At 53.3% G+C, this 16,371-nt stretch carries 20 protein-coding genes and 1 other annotated feature; of the genes, 6 read left to right on the top strand and 14 right to left on the bottom strand.

Going from position 1 to position 16,371, the window contains the following annotated elements; translation table 11 throughout:
- Positions 1–12: 12 nt before the first annotated feature.
- From pheS to AC236I_RS10180, 8 genes are all read right to left on the bottom strand, one after another.
- The gene (gene pheS, locus AC236I_RS10215) at positions 13–996 is read right to left on the bottom strand and encodes a phenylalanine--tRNA ligase subunit alpha (RefSeq protein ID WP_004863355.1); all 984 of its coding nucleotides are present in this window, start codon (positions 994–996) and stop codon (positions 13–15) included.
- Positions 997–1,169: 173 nt separating this feature from the next.
- Positions 1,170–1,295: a sequence feature (Phe leader region), on the bottom strand.
- Positions 1,246–1,290 (bottom strand): pheST operon leader peptide PheM, encoded by a 45-nt coding sequence (pheM, locus tag AC236I_RS10210; protein WP_001386830.1) that lies wholly within the window; start codon positions 1,288–1,290, stop codon positions 1,246–1,248. (Overlaps the previous feature by 45 nt.)
- A 118-nt stretch (positions 1,296–1,413) precedes the next feature.
- Positions 1,414–1,770, bottom strand: coding sequence for a 50S ribosomal protein L20 (gene rplT, locus AC236I_RS10205; protein WP_004102963.1), 357 nt, complete (start codon positions 1,768–1,770; stop codon positions 1,414–1,416).
- A 51-nt stretch (positions 1,771–1,821) separates the two neighbouring features.
- Entirely contained in the window at positions 1,822–2,019 is a 198-nt protein-coding gene (gene rpmI / locus AC236I_RS10200) for a 50S ribosomal protein L35 (protein WP_001124225.1), read from the bottom strand.
- Between the two features lie 96 nt (positions 2,020–2,115).
- Positions 2,116–2,658 carry a translation initiation factor IF-3 gene (infC, locus tag AC236I_RS10195; protein WP_049267827.1) on the bottom strand — a complete coding sequence of 181 codons (543 nt, stop codon included), beginning with the start codon at positions 2,656–2,658 and terminating at the stop codon, positions 2,116–2,118.
- A gap of 3 nt (positions 2,659–2,661) precedes the next feature.
- On the bottom strand, positions 2,662–4,590 hold the full coding sequence (gene thrS, locus AC236I_RS10190) for a threonine--tRNA ligase (RefSeq protein ID WP_015584103.1): 1,929 nt from the start codon (positions 4,588–4,590) through the stop codon (positions 2,662–2,664).
- A 453-nt stretch (positions 4,591–5,043) separates the two neighbouring features.
- The gene (locus AC236I_RS10185; RefSeq protein WP_004863364.1) at positions 5,044–5,277 is read right to left on the bottom strand and encodes a YdgH/BhsA/McbA family protein; all 234 of its coding nucleotides are present in this window, start codon (positions 5,275–5,277) and stop codon (positions 5,044–5,046) included.
- Positions 5,278–5,547: 270 nt separating this feature from the next.
- Positions 5,548–6,306 carry a DUF481 domain-containing protein gene (locus AC236I_RS10180; RefSeq protein WP_004863367.1) on the bottom strand — a complete coding sequence of 253 codons (759 nt, stop codon included), beginning with the start codon at positions 6,304–6,306 and terminating at the stop codon, positions 5,548–5,550.
- A gap of 419 nt (positions 6,307–6,725) precedes the next feature.
- On the opposite strand from AC236I_RS10180, the gene pfkB reads away from it, so the two are divergent.
- The 3 genes from pfkB to AC236I_RS10165 all read left to right on the top strand — a co-directional run bounded on the left by pfkB (position 6,726) and on the right by AC236I_RS10165 (position 9,010).
- A complete protein-coding gene (gene pfkB, locus AC236I_RS10175; protein ID WP_004863368.1) occupies positions 6,726–7,658 on the top strand; it encodes a 6-phosphofructokinase II in 933 nt (310 codons plus the stop codon).
- Positions 7,659–7,747: 89 nt separating this feature from the next.
- On the top strand, positions 7,748–8,032 hold the full coding sequence (gene ghoS / locus AC236I_RS10170; RefSeq protein WP_004863372.1) for a type V toxin-antitoxin system endoribonuclease antitoxin GhoS: 285 nt from the start codon (positions 7,748–7,750) through the stop codon (positions 8,030–8,032).
- Positions 8,033–8,137: 105 nt separating this feature from the next.
- Complete coding sequence (locus AC236I_RS10165) at positions 8,138–9,010, top strand: fructosamine kinase family protein (protein WP_004863375.1); 873 nt, start codon at positions 8,138–8,140, stop codon at positions 9,008–9,010.
- A gap of 20 nt (positions 9,011–9,030) precedes the next feature.
- On the opposite strand, the gene tonB is transcribed toward AC236I_RS10165, so the two are convergent.
- Positions 9,031–9,774: a TonB system transport protein TonB gene (tonB, locus tag AC236I_RS10160; protein ID WP_069475855.1), complete on the bottom strand. Its 744-nt coding sequence runs from the start codon at positions 9,772–9,774 to the stop codon at positions 9,031–9,033.
- 210 nt (positions 9,775–9,984) lie between these two features.
- On the opposite strand from tonB, the gene AC236I_RS10155 reads away from it, so the two are divergent.
- Positions 9,985–10,281: a YciI family protein gene (locus tag AC236I_RS10155; protein ID WP_004863379.1), complete on the top strand. Its 297-nt coding sequence runs from the start codon at positions 9,985–9,987 to the stop codon at positions 10,279–10,281.
- A gap of 50 nt (positions 10,282–10,331) precedes the next feature.
- Here AC236I_RS10155 and AC236I_RS10150 read toward each other — a convergent pair whose 3' ends face one another.
- Positions 10,332–10,505, bottom strand: coding sequence for a YciY family protein (locus AC236I_RS10150; RefSeq protein WP_004863385.1), 174 nt, complete (start codon positions 10,503–10,505; stop codon positions 10,332–10,334).
- Positions 10,506–10,649: 144 nt separating this feature from the next.
- Here AC236I_RS10150 and cls point away from each other — a divergent pair, with 144 nt between their 5' ends.
- Together cls and AC236I_RS10140 are read left to right on the top strand one after the other, a co-directional pair.
- Positions 10,650–12,110, top strand: a complete 1,461-nt coding sequence (gene cls, locus AC236I_RS10145; RefSeq protein WP_004863387.1) for a cardiolipin synthase — start codon at positions 10,650–10,652, stop codon at positions 12,108–12,110.
- Between the two features lie 34 nt (positions 12,111–12,144).
- Positions 12,145–12,474, top strand: coding sequence for an HI1450 family dsDNA-mimic protein (locus AC236I_RS10140; RefSeq protein ID WP_004863389.1), 330 nt, complete (start codon positions 12,145–12,147; stop codon positions 12,472–12,474).
- Between the two features lie 75 nt (positions 12,475–12,549).
- Here AC236I_RS10140 and AC236I_RS10135 read toward each other — a convergent pair whose 3' ends face one another.
- The 4 genes from AC236I_RS10135 to oppC are packed head-to-tail and all read right to left on the bottom strand — an operon-like array spanning position 12,550 to position 16,364.
- Positions 12,550–13,383, bottom strand: coding sequence for an ion transporter (locus AC236I_RS10135; RefSeq protein ID WP_004863394.1), 834 nt, complete (start codon positions 13,381–13,383; stop codon positions 12,550–12,552).
- A gap of 46 nt (positions 13,384–13,429) precedes the next feature.
- Positions 13,430–14,434, bottom strand: a complete 1,005-nt coding sequence (gene oppF, locus AC236I_RS10130) for a murein tripeptide/oligopeptide ABC transporter ATP-binding protein OppF (protein WP_004863396.1) — start codon at positions 14,432–14,434, stop codon at positions 13,430–13,432.
- Positions 14,431–15,444, bottom strand: a complete 1,014-nt coding sequence (gene oppD, locus AC236I_RS10125) for an ABC transporter ATP-binding protein (RefSeq protein WP_004863400.1) — start codon at positions 15,442–15,444, stop codon at positions 14,431–14,433. The genes oppF and oppD overlap by 4 nt, the downstream gene beginning before the upstream one ends.
- Before the next feature lie 11 nt (positions 15,445–15,455).
- Entirely contained in the window at positions 15,456–16,364 is a 909-nt protein-coding gene (oppC, locus tag AC236I_RS10120) for an oligopeptide ABC transporter permease OppC (protein ID WP_004863402.1), read from the bottom strand.
- Between the last annotated feature and the right edge of the window lie 7 nt (positions 16,365–16,371).

Below are 16,371 nucleotides of genomic sequence, written 5' to 3'. Positions count from 1 at the left end.
TCTGTCCTGCCCTTATTTAAACTGTTTGAGGAAACGCAAATCGTTTTCGAAGAACGCGCGTAAATCGGTCACGCCGTAGCGCAGCATCGTCAGACGCTCCATCCCCATGCCGAAGGCGAAGCCGGAATAGATTTCCGGATCGATGCCAACATTGCGCAGAACGTTCGGATGCACCATGCCGCAGCCGAGGACCTCCAGCCACTTGCCGTTTTTACCCATAACGTCAACTTCCGCGGAAGGTTCGGTAAACGGGAAGTAGGACGGACGGAAACGAATCTGCAGGTCTTCCTCGAAGAAGTTATTCAGGAAGTCATGCAGCGTCCCTTTCAGGTTGGTGAAGTTGATATTGGTATCAACAATCAGACCTTCCATCTGGTGGAACATCGGCGTATGGGTCTGGTCGTAGTCGTTACGGTAAACGCGGCCCGGCGCAATAATGCGGATCGGCGGCTGCTGGTTTTCCATAGTACGAATTTGCACGCCGGAGGTTTGGGTACGCAGCAGACGCGTCGCATCAAACCAGAAGGTATCGTGATCGGCACGGGCCGGGTGGTGGCCCGGAATGTTCAGCGCATCAAAGTTGTGGTAGTCATCTTCAATTTCCGGACCGGTCGCGACGGTGAAGCCAAGCTCACCGAAGAAGTGCTCAATACGGTCGATGGTGCGCGTCACCGGATGCAGCCCGCCGTTCTCGATCCGACGACCGGGCAGAGAGACATCGATAGTCTCTGCGGCCAGGCGCGCATTCAGCGCTGCGCCTTCCAGATCCGCTTTACGCGCGTTAAGCGCCTGCTGAACCTGCTCTTTCGCTTCGTTGATGACCGCACCAGCCGCCGGACGCTCTTCTGGCGGCAGTTCACGCAGGGTTGTCATCTGAAGGGTCAGATGCCCTTTCTTCCCCAGGTATTCCACGCGGACGTTGTCCAGCGCGGCAACATCTGATGCCTCATTAATGGCTGCCTTCGCACTGGCAACCAGCTCTGCGAGATGTGACATGGTTTTCCTCATTATGTCGGTGCAGACACCGGTTATGATCATTATTTTATTCTGACTATTTCGAGTCACAGGCGGCGTCGGGCCGCATGGCACTTAGCACAGAAAATCGCTGTCGCCGGATGCGCACTCAGCCCGCGCACCTGCAGCTTGAAATAGAATGAACACGTTCATATACGAAAAAAGCCTCCACAGTGGGAGGCTTTCTGGCGCTGTTTTCCGTTTCTTCTTTCACGCGCTAGCCTCCTGAGTTCAGGTGCTAAAGTAAAAAAAGAAGCGGAAAATAGCAGCATTCATGCTTGCATTACCTTGTCTGGTACGAAACGTAAGACCTGTATTGAAAAGCTTACGGCAATAAAAGTCAATGTATTGATGGTGTTGAAACGAAAAGAGGGAGACAAGCTCCCTCTTTCAACTGGCTTATGCCAGAGCTGCTTTCGCTTTTTCGACCAGCGCGGTGAACGCTAATTTGTCGAATACGGCGATGTCAGCCAGGATCTTACGGTCGATTTCAACAGAGGCTTTTTTCAGGCCGTTGATGAATTTGCTGTAAGAAATACCGTTCTGACGTGCTGCTGCGTTGATACGCGCAATCCACAGTTGACGGAACTGACGCTTTTTCTGACGACGGTCACGATAAGCGTACTGACCAGCTTTGATAACAGCCTGGAAGGCAACGCGGTATACGCGAGAACGCGCACCGTAGTAGCCTTTAGCTTGTTTCAAAATTTTCTTGTGACGTGCACGGGCAACTACACCACGTTTTACGCGAGCCATATGTGCTCTCCTGTATCTATTCTAATTAAAAAGTTTAAAAGGGTTAACGACTTATGCGTACGGCAGGCACGCGATTACCAGGCCCAGATCGCCTTTGGAAACCATGGCTTTCGGACGCAGGTGACGTTTACGCTTGGTAGCTTTTTTAGTCAGAATGTGACGCAGGTTAGCGTGCTTGTGCTTAAAACCACCTTTACCGGTTTTTTTGAAGCGCTTAGCAGCACCGCGTACGGTCTTAATTTTTGGCATTTTAATAACTTCCACTTCGCATTGTTAATAAACGAAACATAGGCGAACAACGCCTGCGAAGCCTGATGGCTCCACAGGAGTTGCTACTTGAAGGCCTTACTGTTTCTTCTTAGGAGCGAGCACCATGATCATCTGGCGGCCTTCGATCTTCGACGGGAAGGATTCGACCACTGCCAGTTCACTCAGATCGTCACGGACGCGGTTAAGCACTTCCATACCGATCTGCTGGTGAGCCATCTCACGACCGCGGAAACGCAGCGTGATCTTAGCTTTATCACCCTCTTCCAGAAAGCGAACCAGGCTGCGGAGTTTTACCTGGTAGTCGCCATCATCGGTGCCAGGACGGAATTTGATTTCCTTAACCTGGATAACTTTTTGCTTTTTCTTCTGTTCCTTAGAAGACTTGCTCTTTTCATAGAGGAATTTGCCGTAATCCATAATACGACAAACCGGCGGCTCGGCGTTAGGGCTGATTTCGACTAAGTCTACTCCGGCTTCTTCAGCTTTTTCCAGAGCTTCTCTCAGACTCACAATACCAAGCTGCTCGCCTTCCAGACCTGTTAAGCGAACTTCTTGCGCGCGAATTTCGCCATTAATACGATTCGGACGCGCCGTTTGAACTCGTTTTCCGCCTTTAATACCTTATTCCTCCAGTTGTTGAAGACTGCGGCTGCGAATCTCTTGTTGCAGCTTTTCGATCACTTCATTTACGTCCATGCTGCCGAGGTCTTTACCACGACGGGTACGCACGGCCACTTTGCCGGCTTCGACTTCTTTGTCGCCACAGACCAACATATACGGGACACGACGTAAAGTGTGCTCGCGGATTTTAAAGCCAATCTTCTCATTTCTCAAGTCCGCTTTTACCCGAATGCCCGCATTTTGTAGTTTACGAGTCAATTCGTTAACGTATTCAGACTGAGAATCGGTAATATTCATCACCACGACCTGCACCGGCGCAAGCCAGGTTGGGAAGAAGCCGGCAAACTCTTCGGTCAGGATGCCAATGAAGCGCTCCATAGACCCCAGAATTGCGCGGTGAATCATTACCGGTACCTGACGCTCGTTATTTTCGCCCACATAAGAAGCGCTTAAACGCTGCGGCAGAGAGAAGTCCAGCTGTACTGTTCCGCACTGCCATGCACGATCGAGGCAGTCATACAGAGTAAATTCAATTTTCGGACCGTAGAACGCGCCTTCACCCAGTTGATATTCAAACGGGATATTGTTTTCTTCCAGCGCGACCGCCAGATCCGCCTCAGCACGATCCCAGGTCTCGTCGCTTCCGATACGTTTTTCCGGACGAGTTGAGAGTTTGACGACGATTTTCTCGAAGCCAAAGGTGCTGTACATATCGTAGACCATACGAATACAGGCGTTCACTTCCTCACGGACCTGCTCTTCTGTACAGAAGATGTGCGCATCATCCTGAGTAAAGCCACGTACGCGCATCAGACCATGCAGCGCGCCCGAAGGCTCGTTACGATGGCAGCTACCGAACTCCGCCATACGCAGCGGCAGATCGCGGTACGATTTCAGACCCTGATTAAAGATCTGCACGTGACCCGGGCAGTTCATCGGCTTGATGCAGTATTCACGGTTCTCAGAAGAGGTGGTGAACATCGCATCTTTGTAGTTGTCCCAGTGCCCGGTTTTTTCCCACAGCACGCGATCCATCATGAACGGACCTTTTACTTCCTGGTACTGGTACTCTTTCAGCTTGGAGCGAACGAACACTTCCAGCTCGCGGAAGATTGTCCAGCCGTCGTTATGCCAGAAGACCATACCCGGCGCCTCTTCCTGCATATGATACAGGTCGAGCTGCTTGCCAATCTTGCGGTGGTCACGCTTGGACGCTTCTTCCAGACGCAGCAGATGCGCGTTAAGCGCTTTTTTATCTGCCCATGCGGTACCGTAAATACGCTGCAACATCTTGTTGTTGCTGTCGCCGCGCCAGTACGCGCCTGCGGTTTTCATCAGTTTAAAGTGATGACAAAAACGCATATTCGGCACGTGCGGTCCACGGCACATGTCGACGTACTCTTCATGATGATACAAGCCAGGCTTGTCATCATGGGCGATATTTTCATCAAGAATGGAAACTTTATAAGTCTCGCCACGCTTCACAAAGGTTTCACGCGCTTCGTGCCAGCTGACTTTCTTCTTGATGACGTCATAATTCTTCTCGGCGAGCTCATGCATACGTTTTTCGAGCGCGTCGATATCTTCCTGGGTCAGCGTATGATCGAGGTCGACGTCATAATAGAAGCCGTTATCGATAACCGGGCCGATAGCCATCTTGGTGTTTGGCCACAGCTGCTTAATCGCATGACCGAGCAGATGCGCGCAGGAGTGACGAATGATTTCCAGGCCGTCTTCATCTTTTGCAGTAATGATGGAGAGGGTTGCATCGTTTTCGATGAGGTCGCTGGCATCGACCAGCTCACCATTCACTCGTCCCGCGATCGTGGCTTTCGCCAGGCCTGGACCGATATCCAGAGCAACATCCAGCGGGCTAACGGCGTGGTCAAAATGGCGTTGGCTGCCATCAGGAAGCGTAATTACAGGCATTTTATGTCCTTATTTGCAGTGGTGCCCCACACGAAAGAGCACATACAAAACAATATAATAATAATTATCAACAAGTTATAGCTCAGTTCCCGCTTCACTCTGCGAAATATGAGGACGATCGTTTACCGAGTCGTTCCCACCTGCAGCCGCCTGCTGATAACACCGACCCTTAGTTTACACATCATTAGTGCGTGTTAAAAGTCAGAACAAGATAAATGGTGGCGGTTATGGATAAAACAAGGGGGACAGAATCATATGCTGGATATTCAGCCACAGGAACAACGTGGCGGGACGGCGGACGAAAAAAGAAAAACAGCTCGTGCCACAATAGGTAATGGCAAGAAATAGCAAAGTGGAAGAATCAGTGTTGACCACCATTCAGGAAATAAACCGGTACATCTCTACCCGGCTTTATATTCCCTGAAACGTCATCATATTATCTACAGATGAAAATCAGGACCACTCGCCGGCAACAAGAGTATGGACATTAAATGCATCATCCATAGAGTGACCGGTTGATTGTGAACCGGGAGCAATATTCGATCCGGCTTCAACATCGGTCGCTTTCGCAATACCAACCTGCGTATGGTCGGTGTTGCCTGGCTGCGGGACCGGGTTCGCGGCGAATACGCCAAAAGACAGGGTGCACAGCATCACAGCCGCAGTTGCGATTTTGCTATTTTTCATGATGGTGATTCTCTTATTTACTGAAGGTTGTCCGGCAAAGATCTCATCTTCGTCGATAGTCAACAGTATAGATCCCGATCACACTTTTGTCCGACTAAATATTTAGCTATTTGTGTCAAATTATCTACAGAGTTGTCAGGAAAAAATGAATTATGAGGAAATTGTGGAGTTATTTTCTTTTTATAAAAAATAAAACGAATGACCAAAAATAATAATGCCGATGGTTGCTAATTTTAAAACAATCAGGCCGGTTTCCCGGCCTGAAATACATTACATCTTATAACCCAGAGACAGCGTCGTGCGGCGATCGGTATGATTCGGCGCCGATGACGGCGGCTCGGAGTTCCAAGTCAGGTTGTAGGCAACCCGCAGTGCAAAATGCGCATTGATGGCGACATTCAACGCACTTTCCGAGTTCAGCGTAGTGTCCTGGGCACCGAACACCGACACCCCCTGGGTGAACTTGGTGTTATCGGTCATCTGCCAGGCCCAGGTACCGGAAGCATAGCCCAGCGGCTGAGTATCATTATCGCCATCGGTATACTCGTCATAGCGCACGCCCGGACCAAATTCAAAGCGCAGGCTGTGAACCGGACCGTTCAGGATCTGACGACCATAACCCGCGGTTAAAACGTCGCGTTGTTGATAGCCATTATAGCGATCGGTCAACCAGCTGGCCTGGCCAAACACGTAGTTGCTGTCGGTCAGGTTGTAGCGACTACGGCCACCAACCGCGTATTTTTCGGAGGAGCGCTGATCGTTGGATGACGTGTTGCTGGCATTACCCCACAGCGACCATGCCGTCGTATCGCCGTACCAGGTCAACGTAGAATCCGCGGTCATTGAAGAACTTTTCGTATTTCCGGACTGCGCCAGATAACCGGCGTTAACCGCACCTTCGAAAGGTTTTTTGGCAGTGGAAGGGTCATCCATAACAGTAAAAACGGAATCATCGGCCAATGCGTGCGCAGACGCAAAGAGCCCCCCCGCCAGCAATGCCGCTGCGGGTACTGTCTTCAAAAGCTTCATTTAATTTAGAGTCCGTACAACAAAAAGAGAGACCCAGCTGGTCCCGGAAACTTTCGCAAGGATCGCTATACGCGTCATCCTTCAGGCTACTTCTTTGTTGGCGTCACTAAGACATCCCCCACACAGCATGAACTGTGCTTTCGTGGGATGGCTTCCCTCGCCGCCTCGACGCATCTTGAATGATTTTTGTATCTTGCAGGTCCAATGAAAGGCAAAGAATTATAAAAAAGCACGATTAACATAGCAATCAATTACTATTTCATTTTTTGAATAAGACAGCTCTTAGAACAATTTTTATTTCATAAAGATAAAAATAAAAAGCTCTTTACAAATCGCGACCGGCAATGGCTTCCCCTTCCCGCTAAGAAGTGCCATGCTTAAAAACAGAACAGCTTAACCCGTATCATGGAGGAAATTAGATGACCAAAATCTATACGCTAACGCTGGCTCCCTCACTCGATAGCGCAACGCTGACCCCGCAAATGTATCCCGAAGGAAAACTCCGCTGCAGCGCACCGATTTTCGAACCCGGCGGCGGCGGTATCAACGTCGCACGTGCCATCACCTTTCTCGGTGGTGAAGCAACGGCCATTTACCCGGCCGGTGGCGCCACCGGCGAACATCTTACGGCGCTGCTCACCGCAGAACAGGTCCCGGTTGAGCCTGTCGAGGCGCAAGACTGGACGCGACAAAATCTGCATGTCCACGTAGGCGCCAGCGGCGAACAATATCGCTTCGTGATGCCTGGTGCCGCCTTAACGGAAGAGGAGTTCCGTCGCCTCGAAGAAAAGGTTCTGGCGATCGAGACCGGCTCACTGCTGGTCGTAAGCGGCAGCCTGCCGCCTGGCATCGGCGTTGACAACCTGACTCAGTTAGTCAAAAGCGCACAGCGTCACGGACTTCGCTGCATCATTGATAGTTCGGGCGAGGCGCTGGCCGCCGCTCTTGATGTCGGGAATATTGAGCTCGTCAAGCCTAACCAAAAAGAGCTGAGTGCTCTGGTGGGGCGCGATCTGAGCCAGCCGGATGACGTTCGACGCGCGGCGGAGGAGCTGATTCGTTCGGGTAAGGTCCGCCGGGTTGTGGTCTCACTCGGCCCGCAGGGTGCGCTGGGCGTTGATGCCAGCGGCAGTGTACAGGTCGTGCCGCCGCCGATGAAAAGCCAAAGTACCGTTGGCGCCGGCGACAGCATGGTCGGCGCAATGACCCTGCGCCTGGCGGAAGATGCCAGTCTGGAGGATATGGTCCGCTTCGGCGTCGCCGCCGGTAGCGCCGCCACCATTAACCAGGGTACCCGTCTGTGCTCGTTGGAAAACACGCACAAAATCTACACTTACCTGTGTGGTCGCTAGTTCTCCTTCCCTCTGCTGGCGCAGAGGGAGTCGCCAAATCATCATCATGGTCTATGCTGAAAATTCCATGGATTACAACAGGGTGAAAAATGAGCACAGAAATTGTTACCCGCGTCGTCACGGTTAACTTTCAGGAAGAGACGCTGACCGAAATTAACGAGCTAAGTAATCATCTCACCCGCGCAGGATTTACTCTTGTGCTGAATGATGAAAACGGCAAGGTCCATGAACTGGGTACCAATACCTTTGGCCTGATTTCCGCGCAAAGCGCCGACGAGGTCAAAGCGCTTAGCGCCGGATTGGCGGAAACGGCGCTGGGTCGCCCCGTCGACGTTACCGTCACCACATTTGCTGAGTGGTTGAAAGCTCAATAAGTGCGATTCGTGCAACGGAGCGCGCCAGTTGTGCGTCAGTTCGAATTTTACACCGGGGTTATGGGCTAACCTTATGAAATGGTGGAAAACAAGGGGAGAGACAGCATGTGGCAAGCTATCAGCACGTTGTTAAGCGACTGGCATTCCGAAGCAGCTGAAATCGAACTCCGCAACGAACTGCCCGGCGGTGAAATTCATGCGGCCTGGCATTTACGTTTCGGCGGTCGGGACTACTTTGTTAAATGTGATGAGCGTGAACTTCTGCCTATCTTTACCGCTGAAGCAGACCAGCTTGAGCTGCTGTCACGGAGTAAAACCGTTAGCGTTCCGCAGGTTTATGCGGTTGGCAGCGATCGCGACTACAGTTTCCTGGTAATGGAATATCTGCCCCCTCGCCCGCTGGACGCGCACAACGCCTTCTTACTCGGTCAGCATATTGCACATCTGCATCAGTGGAGCGATCAGCCGCAGTTTGGTCTGGATTTTGATAACGACCTTTCCACCACGCCGCAGCCCAACGCCTGGCAGCGCCGCTGGTCGACTTTCTTTGCCGAACAGCGTATCGGCTGGCAGCTGGAGCTGGCTGCCGAAAAAGGGCTCAGCTTCGGCGATATCGACAGCATCGTCGATAATGTGCAGCAGCGCCTGAGCAATCACCAGCCTCAACCGTCATTGCTGCATGGTGATTTGTGGTCGGGGAACTGCGCGCTAGGCCCGAACGGCCCCTATATCTTCGATCCCGCCTGTTACTGGGGAGACCGAGAGTGCGATCTGGCGATGCTGCCGCTGCACCCTGAACAGCCGCCGCAGATCTACGATGGCTACCAGTCGATATCGCCGCTGCCCTCTGGTTTCCTTGATCGTCAGCCGGTTTATCAGCTCTACACGTTGTTAAACCGGGCGATCTTGTTCGGCGGGCAGCATCTGGTGACGGCGCAGAAAGCGCTGGATGCGGTCTTAATGGAAAAGGCCCCATAAGGGGCCTGATGACAACACGGTTAGCTAATCTCTACGCCTTTCAGACGGAATTTGATCGTCATGGTGACGCCAGTTCCCGGCTTGCCCGCTTCGTAGCGCCATTTGCGCAGCGCATTTTTTACATCGCGTTCAAACATATTGGCGGGCTGCGCGGAGAGAATCTCGACGTTATCCACTCGCCCATCCGGCGTGACATCAAACTTGACGCGTACAGAACCTTCGATACGCAGCGCCTGGGCACGTGTCGGATACGCCGGCTGGTTGCGGCTTATCGCCCGCGGGCCGCTCGGCGCGGTCAGGGTCGGTTTTGCCGTTGCCGGTGCGGAGTTCGGCTGCGTACGTGCTGGCGCCGTATTGGTCGTTTCGAACGGTGAAGCCACGCGCGTTTCCGCCGGTTTCACATCCCGCTTCGGTTGCTCAACCTTCTTCTCCGGCTTCGGTTTAGGCTTAGGCTTAGGCTTCGGTTTGGGTTCGGGCTTGTGAATCACCACCGGCGCTTCTTTTGGTGGCTCCGGCTCCGGCACCACTTCCGGTTCAGGCTCCGGTTCAACAACGGGTTCCACTACCGGCTGTGCCGCCTGAGGCGGTTCGAGATCTGCCGGCGCAACCATCGTAATTTCGATCGGTTGCGAGGGAGAGGGCCGTTCAATAACCTGATGTACCGAGGTATAAAGCAACCCCGCCACAACGGCACCGTGGATAGCCACGGACAGCAGCGTCGGCCACGGGAAGCGGCGAGGTAAATCAAGGGTCATTGCGCTCATAGTCGTTTCTGTTGAAAAATGATGCCCCGATTTTAAATGCAAATAGCAATCATATTCAATAAGCCTTGTTATCTTGCATCAAAATTTGCCCCGTTTTGTGGGAAAAAACGTCTGAAGCATGGCATTTTAAGTCGGTACGCATCTTTACATTGCAGTCAACGGCGGATTCACTTAACGTGATTCGCCTGTTTATTGATAAGGAGCCTTGCCGTGCTTTACGTTATCTACGCTGAAGACATTGCCGATTCTCTGGAAAAGCGCTTGTCGGTACGTCCCGCCCACCTGGCACGTTTGCAGCTATTACAAGATGAAGGTCGCCTGTTGACCGCCGGGCCAATGCCTGCCGTCGACAGTAATGAGCCTGGCGCCGCCGGGTTTACTGGCTCAACGGTCATTGCGGAGTTCGAATCGCTGGAAGTCGCCAAAGCATGGGCAAATGATGACCCTTACATCGCGGCTGGCGTGTACCAGAACGTCTCCGTGAAGCCTTATAAGAAAGTATTCTGAGACCGTCCGACGCTAAAATAACAGAGGCACCGTAAACGGTGCCTTTTATATCAGTACTCAGTGAAGACAAACAGCAGGGAACCACGTTGTCGTTTCACCAGTTCCTTCCTGATGGAGAGGATGCGCATGTTGCGGCGCGATTGGGCTTCCAGCCAGCGGGACTTGCGGCGACTCACCTGTCTTAGCATGCGCCAGCGCCCTACTTCCGTTCTACTACGCTTCATTGCTACTACTCTACAAGTGAAAAACAGACCACATTATAAACCCATGAATCTGGCTGACCAACGCTTTCGCTGCGTTTTTATTTGCCAGATGGATGTTGATGCGTAAACTCATGACATAGAGTTATTCAAAAGGATTTTTCATCTATGACAACCTTTTACACGGTGGTGAACTGGCTGGTCATCCTCGGTTACTGGTTACTCATCGCCGGTGTAACATTACGCATTCTGATGAAACGGCGCGCCGTACCTTCAGCAATGGCGTGGTTGCTGATTATCTATATTCTTCCGCTGGTGGGGATTATCGCCTATCTCTCATTTGGCGAGCTGCATCTGGGTAAACGTCGTGCGGAACGGGCCCGGGCGATGTGGCCCTCCACCGCCAAATGGCTTAACGATCTCAAAGCCTGCAAACATATTTTTGCCGAGGATAACAGCCCGGTTGCCGAGTCGCTGTTTAAGCTCTGCGAACGGCGTCAGGGGATCGCCGGCGTTAAGGGCAATCAGCTTCAGCTGCTGACCGAGTCTGATGACGTGATGCAGGCGCTGATGCGCGATATCCAGCTGGCGCGGCACAATATTGAGATGGTGTTTTACATCTGGCAACCGGGCGGCATGGCCGATAAGGTCGCGGAATCCTTAATGGCGGCGGCGCGACGCGGCGTTCACTGCCGCCTGATGCTCGATTCCGCCGGCAGCGTCGCCTTTTTCCGCAGCCCGTGGGCAGCCATGATGCGGAACGCCGGCATCGAGGTGGTCGAAGCACTGAAGGTCAACCTGATGCGTGTTTTTCTGCGCCGCATGGATCTGCGCCAGCACCGCAAAATGGTGATGATTGATAACTATATTGCCTATACCGGCAGTATGAACATGGTCGACCCGCGCTTCTTTAAACAGGATTCCGGCGTCGGGCAGTGGATTGATCTGATGGCGCGTATGGAAGGCCCGGTCGCCACGGCGATGGGCATCGTCTACTCCTGCGACTGGGAGATTGAAACCGGCAAACGTATTTTACCGCCGCCGCCGGACCTCAATATTATGCCCTTTGAAGAAGCCAGCGGACACACGATTCATACCATTGCCTCTGGCCCCGGATTCCCGGAAGATCTGATTCATCAGGCGCTCCTCACCGCCGCCTATTCCGCCAAAGAACATCTGATCATGACCACCCCGTACTTCGTGCCCAGCGACGATCTGCTGCATGCGATCTGCACCGCGGCGCAACGCGGGGTCGACGTCAGCATTATCCTGCCGCGCAAGAATGATTCGCTGCTGGTTGGCTGGGCCAGTCGGGCCTTCTTTACCGAGCTGCTGGCGGCCGGGGTTAAAATTTATCAGTTTGAAGGCGGCCTGCTGCATACCAAAAGCGTACTGGTCGACGGCGAGCTCAGCCTGGTCGGTACCGTGAATCTCGATATGCGCAGCCTGTGGCTGAATTTCGAAATCACGCTGGTCATTGACGACGTCGGATTCGGCGGCGATCTAGCGGCCGTTCAGGACGATTATATTTCCCGTTCGCGCCTGCTGGACGCCCGGCTGTGGTTAAAACGACCGCTCTGGCAGCGGATCACCGAGCGACTGTTTTACTTCTTCAGTCCGTTGCTGTAAAACGTGCCAATCAGATGTTTAACGGGTAGCAATCATGGATATGGATTTAAACAATCGCCTGACCGAAGACGAAACGCTTGAACAAGCTTATGACATCTTCCTGGAGCTGGCTGTCGACAACCTCGATCCGGCGGATGTCATTCTGTTTAACCTGCAGTTTGAAGAACGCGGCGGCGCCGAGCTGTTTGACCCTGCGCCGGACTGGGAAGAGCATGTCGATTATGACCTCAACCCGGACTTTTTCGCCGAAGTCGTGATTGGTCTTGCCGATACCGATGGCGGCGAAATTAACGATATCTTTGCGCGCATTCTGCTGTGCCGCGAAAAAGACCATAAGCTGTGCCATATTCTGTGGCGTGAATAAGCGTCCCCCATACTGAACCACAAAAAAACGGCAGAGGGTCACCACACCGCCTGCCGTTTTATTTTTGTTCCCTGACTATTCCGCTAATTCACTGCCGCAGGCGTTGCAAAAACGCGCATTTTTATCATGAGCGGCGTGCTGACAGTTTGGACACGCGCGCGCGCGGCGATGTTGTAATGCGCTGGTCATATGCGTGGTGATAAGTCCGGTCGGAATGGCGATAATGGAATAACCGATTAAGATCAGAACCGAGGCCAGAATTCTGCCAATCGGCGTATGCGGCGTAATATCGCCATACCCGACCGTCGTAATAGTCACAATCGCCCAGTAGACCGACGCATTTAAGGTGGTAAACCCATATTGCGGCCCTTCAATCAGGTACATCAGCGATCCAAAGATAACCATCACGATGGCAATAAAGGAATAAAAGAGGATCAGCTGATGGCGGGCGCTGACGATAGCCGCCCAGAAAATATTCAATGACGGCATAAAGCGCAGCAGTTTAAGAATACGCAGGCAGCGAATCGCCCGCATCGCCCGCCACGCAAAGACATAATTAAGCCCCATCTCCGGCCACATCCACATCACATAGAGCGGCAGGATGGTGGCTAAATCTATCACCCCCCAAAAGCTGAAAATATAGCTAAGGGGTTTCGGCCAGCTGATAATACGCAGGAAATATTCGAGGGTAAAAACAGCGGTGACAAACAGCTCCAGCCAGACAAAAACATGCCATTCATCAAACGTCAGGTGATATTGCGTGCCAAGACCGGACTCAATAAAAATCACCAGCACGCTCAAGAGCGCAAAAATACCGCACAGACCTTCAAATCGTCGTCCGGAACGACGAGTTTGATCGAAGAGTAGATGATACAGCCGCTGGCGAGCGGCGTGAAAATGAACAGCCACGTTTAACCTCGCAAAAAAAAGGGCTGACCTACGTCAGCCCCAGAGATTATAACGGGTCTACCTTCAGGCAGGAAACCGCATGTCGGAAACTCCCCTCCAGCACCGGCCGCGTTTTCGCACATTCTGGCCCGGCGATGGGACAACGCGTACGGAAAACGCACCCCGACGGCGGGTTAATCGGCGACGGCAGCTCCCCTTCCAGCAGCTGTATGGTTTTGTTCTTTTCCAGATCCGGGTCTGGAATCGGCACCGCGGACATCAGCGCTTTGGTATAGGGGTGCAGCGGATTATGGTACACCTCATCATAAGTGCCCAGCTCCACCGCATGGCCCAGATACATCACCAGAACGCGATCGGAAATATGCTTCACCACCGCCAGATCGTGAGCGATAAAGATCAGCGACAGCCCCATTTCGCGCTGCAGCTGCTGCAGCAGGTTAACAACCTGCGCCTGAATCGATACGTCCAGCGCCGAGACCGGCTCATCGCAGATGATCAGCTTCGGCTCAAGGATCAGCGCACGGGCGATACCGATACGCTGGCACTGGCCGCCGGAAAACTCGTGCGGATAGCGGTTAATCAGGTTCGGCAGCAGCCCCACTTTCATCATCATCGCTTTCACGCGGTCACGCACTTCCTGACGCGACATTTTTGGATGATAGGTGCGCAGTGGCTCGGCAATAATTTCGCCGATAGTCATACGCGGATTGAGCGAAGCCAGCGGATCCTGGAAAATCATCTGGATATCGCTGCGAACATCGCGCCACTCTTCCTGCTTCATGCCTAACAGATCTTTGCCAAGCCAGGCGACTTTGCCGTCGGTCGCCTTCACCAGACCAATAATCGCCCGGGCAAAAGTCGATTTGCCGCAGCCGGATTCCCCGACCACGCCCAGCGTTTCGCCCTCGTAGAGACGCAGCGTGACGCCATCCACCGCTTTCAGCGTTTTGGCCGGCTGCCAGAACCACTGCTTGCCATCTTTAATATCAAAGTGGACTTTCAGATCGGCAATTTCGAGCAGGACTTTTCTTTGTTCCGTAACGGCGTTCATAGCAGATCCCCTACCGGTTGAAAGCAGGCGCGCAGGCGGCCCGGTGCAAACTCCTCCAGAGGTGGAGCACTATGACAAATCTCCATCGCGTGCGGGCAACGCGGCTGGAACGGGCAGCCTTTCGGCAGACGCAGCAGGTTTGGCGGATTACCCGGGATGGTCAACAGCGACTCGCCCTCGGCGTCCAGACGCGGAACCGCGTTCAGCAAGCCTATCGAGTACGGATGCGAAGGATGATAAAAGACATCCCGCGCCATGCCGTATTCCATGGTTCGCCCGGCATACATCACCAGCACTTTGTCGCAGATCCCGGCGACGACCCCAAGATCGTGGGTAATCATAATGATCGCCGTATTGAACTCGCGCTTAAGCTCATTCAACAGGGTCATGATTTGCGCCTGAACCGTGACATCCAGTGCGGTTGTCGGCTCATCGGCAATCAGCAGTTTAGGCCGGCACAGCAGCGCCATCGCAATCATCACGCGCTGGCGCATCCCGCCGGAGAATTCGTGAGGATACATTTTCATGCGCTTACGCGCTTCCGGCATTTTAACCGCATCCAGCATCTTCACCGACTCTTCAAAGGCTTCGGCTTTTCCCAGACCTTTATGCAGCATCAGGACTTCCATCAGCTGTTCACCCACCCGCATATACGGGTTCAGGGAGGTCATCGGGTCCTGGAATATCATTGAAATTTGTTCGGCGCGAAGCTTATTCAGATCGCGCTCCGGCAGATTGAGAATCTGGCGGCCGTTAAACAGAGCCGACCCGCCAATCTGACCGTTGGAGGCCAACAGGCCCATCAAAGCAAACGCGGTTTGCGACTTACCGGAACCCGATTCGCCGACGATACCCAGCGTTTCCCCGGCACGCAGGTTAAAATTGAGGTCGTTCACCGCCGTGACATCGCCATCCGGCGTTTTGAACGTGACGCGGAGATCTTTGACATCCAGCAGCAGGCCGGATTGTTGCTGTGCCTGCGGCGCTTTTGCCGTTTCAATTGTGCTCATGACGGCGCTCCTTAGCGATCTTTCGGGTCGAGGGCATCACGCAGGCCATCGCCGATAAAGTTAAAACAGAACAGCGTAATCACCAGGAACCCCGCTGGAAACAGCAGCAGCCACGGCGACACTTCCATAGAGTTCGCGCCATCGCTGAGCAGTGCACCCCAGCTGCTCAGGGGTTCCTGAGTCCCCAGGCCAAGGAAGCTTAAGAAGGATTCAAACAGGATCATGCTCGGCACCAGCAGAGAGGCGTACACCACCACCACGCCCAGTACGTTAGGCACGATATGCCGAACCACAATACTGAATGTTGAGACGCCGCCGACCTGCGCCGCTTCGATAAACTCTTTGCGCTTCAGGCTCAGCGTCTGGCCGCGAACAATACGCGCCATATCCAGCCAGGAGACCATACCGATGGCAACGAAAATCAGCAGGATGTTCTGGCCAAAGAAGGTGACGAGCAGGATAACGAAGAACATGAACGGGAAGGAGTTGAGGATCTCCAGCAGACGCATCATCACGGAGTCGATTTTGCCGCCCAGGTAGCCGGAAAGTGAACCGTAGAGTGTCCCAAGAACCACCGCCACCAGCGCCGCAGCCACCCCGACCATCAGCGAGATACGCCCGCCGATAGCGACACGCACCAGCAGGTCGCGGCCGGAAGAGTCAGTACCAAAATAGTGGCCGGACGTCATGTCCGGCGCACTGGACATCATGCCCCAGTCGGTATCGAAGTAGGAGAACTGCGAAACCATCGGCGCAATAGTCACGAACAGCGCGATAATCACCAGCACAATCAGGCTGGCAACAGCGGCACGGTTATGCATAAAGCGACGGCGGGCGTCCTGCCATAAACTACGTCCTTCGACTTCCAGCTTTTCACTGAAGTTTTCCAACGCCTCGTTGCTTTTCTTACTTAACATCATGGCGAAC

Source organism: Klebsiella sp. Sb-30 (genome assembly GCF_057652795.1).
This window is presented reverse-complemented; position numbering and strand designations above follow the sequence as displayed.

What these genes read in the sequence shown, in the direction of transcription:
- ghoS (WP_004863372.1), top strand. Translation starts at nt 7,748, where the DNA reads ATGAGCACAGAAATTGTTACCCGCGTCGTCACGGTTAACTTTCAGGAA.
- cls (WP_004863387.1), top strand. Translation starts at nt 10,650, where the DNA reads ATGACAACCTTTTACACGGTGGTGAACTGGCTGGTCATCCTCGGTTAC.
- pheS (WP_004863355.1), bottom strand. Translation starts at nt 996, where the DNA reads ATGTCACATCTCGCAGAGCTGGTTGCCAGTGCGAAGGCAGCCATTAAT.
- oppD (WP_004863400.1), bottom strand. Translation starts at nt 15,444, where the DNA reads ATGAGCACAATTGAAACGGCAAAAGCGCCGCAGGCACAGCAACAATCC.
- AC236I_RS10140 (WP_004863389.1), top strand. Translation starts at nt 12,145, where the DNA reads ATGGATATGGATTTAAACAATCGCCTGACCGAAGACGAAACGCTTGAA.
- oppC (WP_004863402.1), bottom strand. Translation starts at nt 16,364, where the DNA reads ATGATGTTAAGTAAGAAAAGCAACGAGGCGTTGGAAAACTTCAGTGAA.
- AC236I_RS10165 (WP_004863375.1), top strand. Translation starts at nt 8,138, where the DNA reads ATGTGGCAAGCTATCAGCACGTTGTTAAGCGACTGGCATTCCGAAGCA.
- AC236I_RS10180 (WP_004863367.1), bottom strand. Translation starts at nt 6,306, where the DNA reads ATGAAGCTTTTGAAGACAGTACCCGCAGCGGCATTGCTGGCGGGGGGG.
- tonB (WP_069475855.1), bottom strand. Translation starts at nt 9,774, where the DNA reads ATGAGCGCAATGACCCTTGATTTACCTCGCCGCTTCCCGTGGCCGACG.
- pfkB (WP_004863368.1), top strand. Translation starts at nt 6,726, where the DNA reads ATGACCAAAATCTATACGCTAACGCTGGCTCCCTCACTCGATAGCGCA.
- rpmI (WP_001124225.1), bottom strand. Translation starts at nt 2,019, where the DNA reads ATGCCAAAAATTAAGACCGTACGCGGTGCTGCTAAGCGCTTCAAAAAA.
- AC236I_RS10185 (WP_004863364.1), bottom strand. Translation starts at nt 5,277, where the DNA reads ATGAAAAATAGCAAAATCGCAACTGCGGCTGTGATGCTGTGCACCCTG.
- oppF (WP_004863396.1), bottom strand. Translation starts at nt 14,434, where the DNA reads ATGAACGCCGTTACGGAACAAAGAAAAGTCCTGCTCGAAATTGCCGAT.
- thrS (WP_015584103.1), bottom strand. Translation starts at nt 4,590, where the DNA reads ATGCCTGTAATTACGCTTCCTGATGGCAGCCAACGCCATTTTGACCAC.
- AC236I_RS10150 (WP_004863385.1), bottom strand. Translation starts at nt 10,505, where the DNA reads ATGAAGCGTAGTAGAACGGAAGTAGGGCGCTGGCGCATGCTAAGACAG.
- rplT (WP_004102963.1), bottom strand. Translation starts at nt 1,770, where the DNA reads ATGGCTCGCGTAAAACGTGGTGTAGTTGCCCGTGCACGTCACAAGAAA.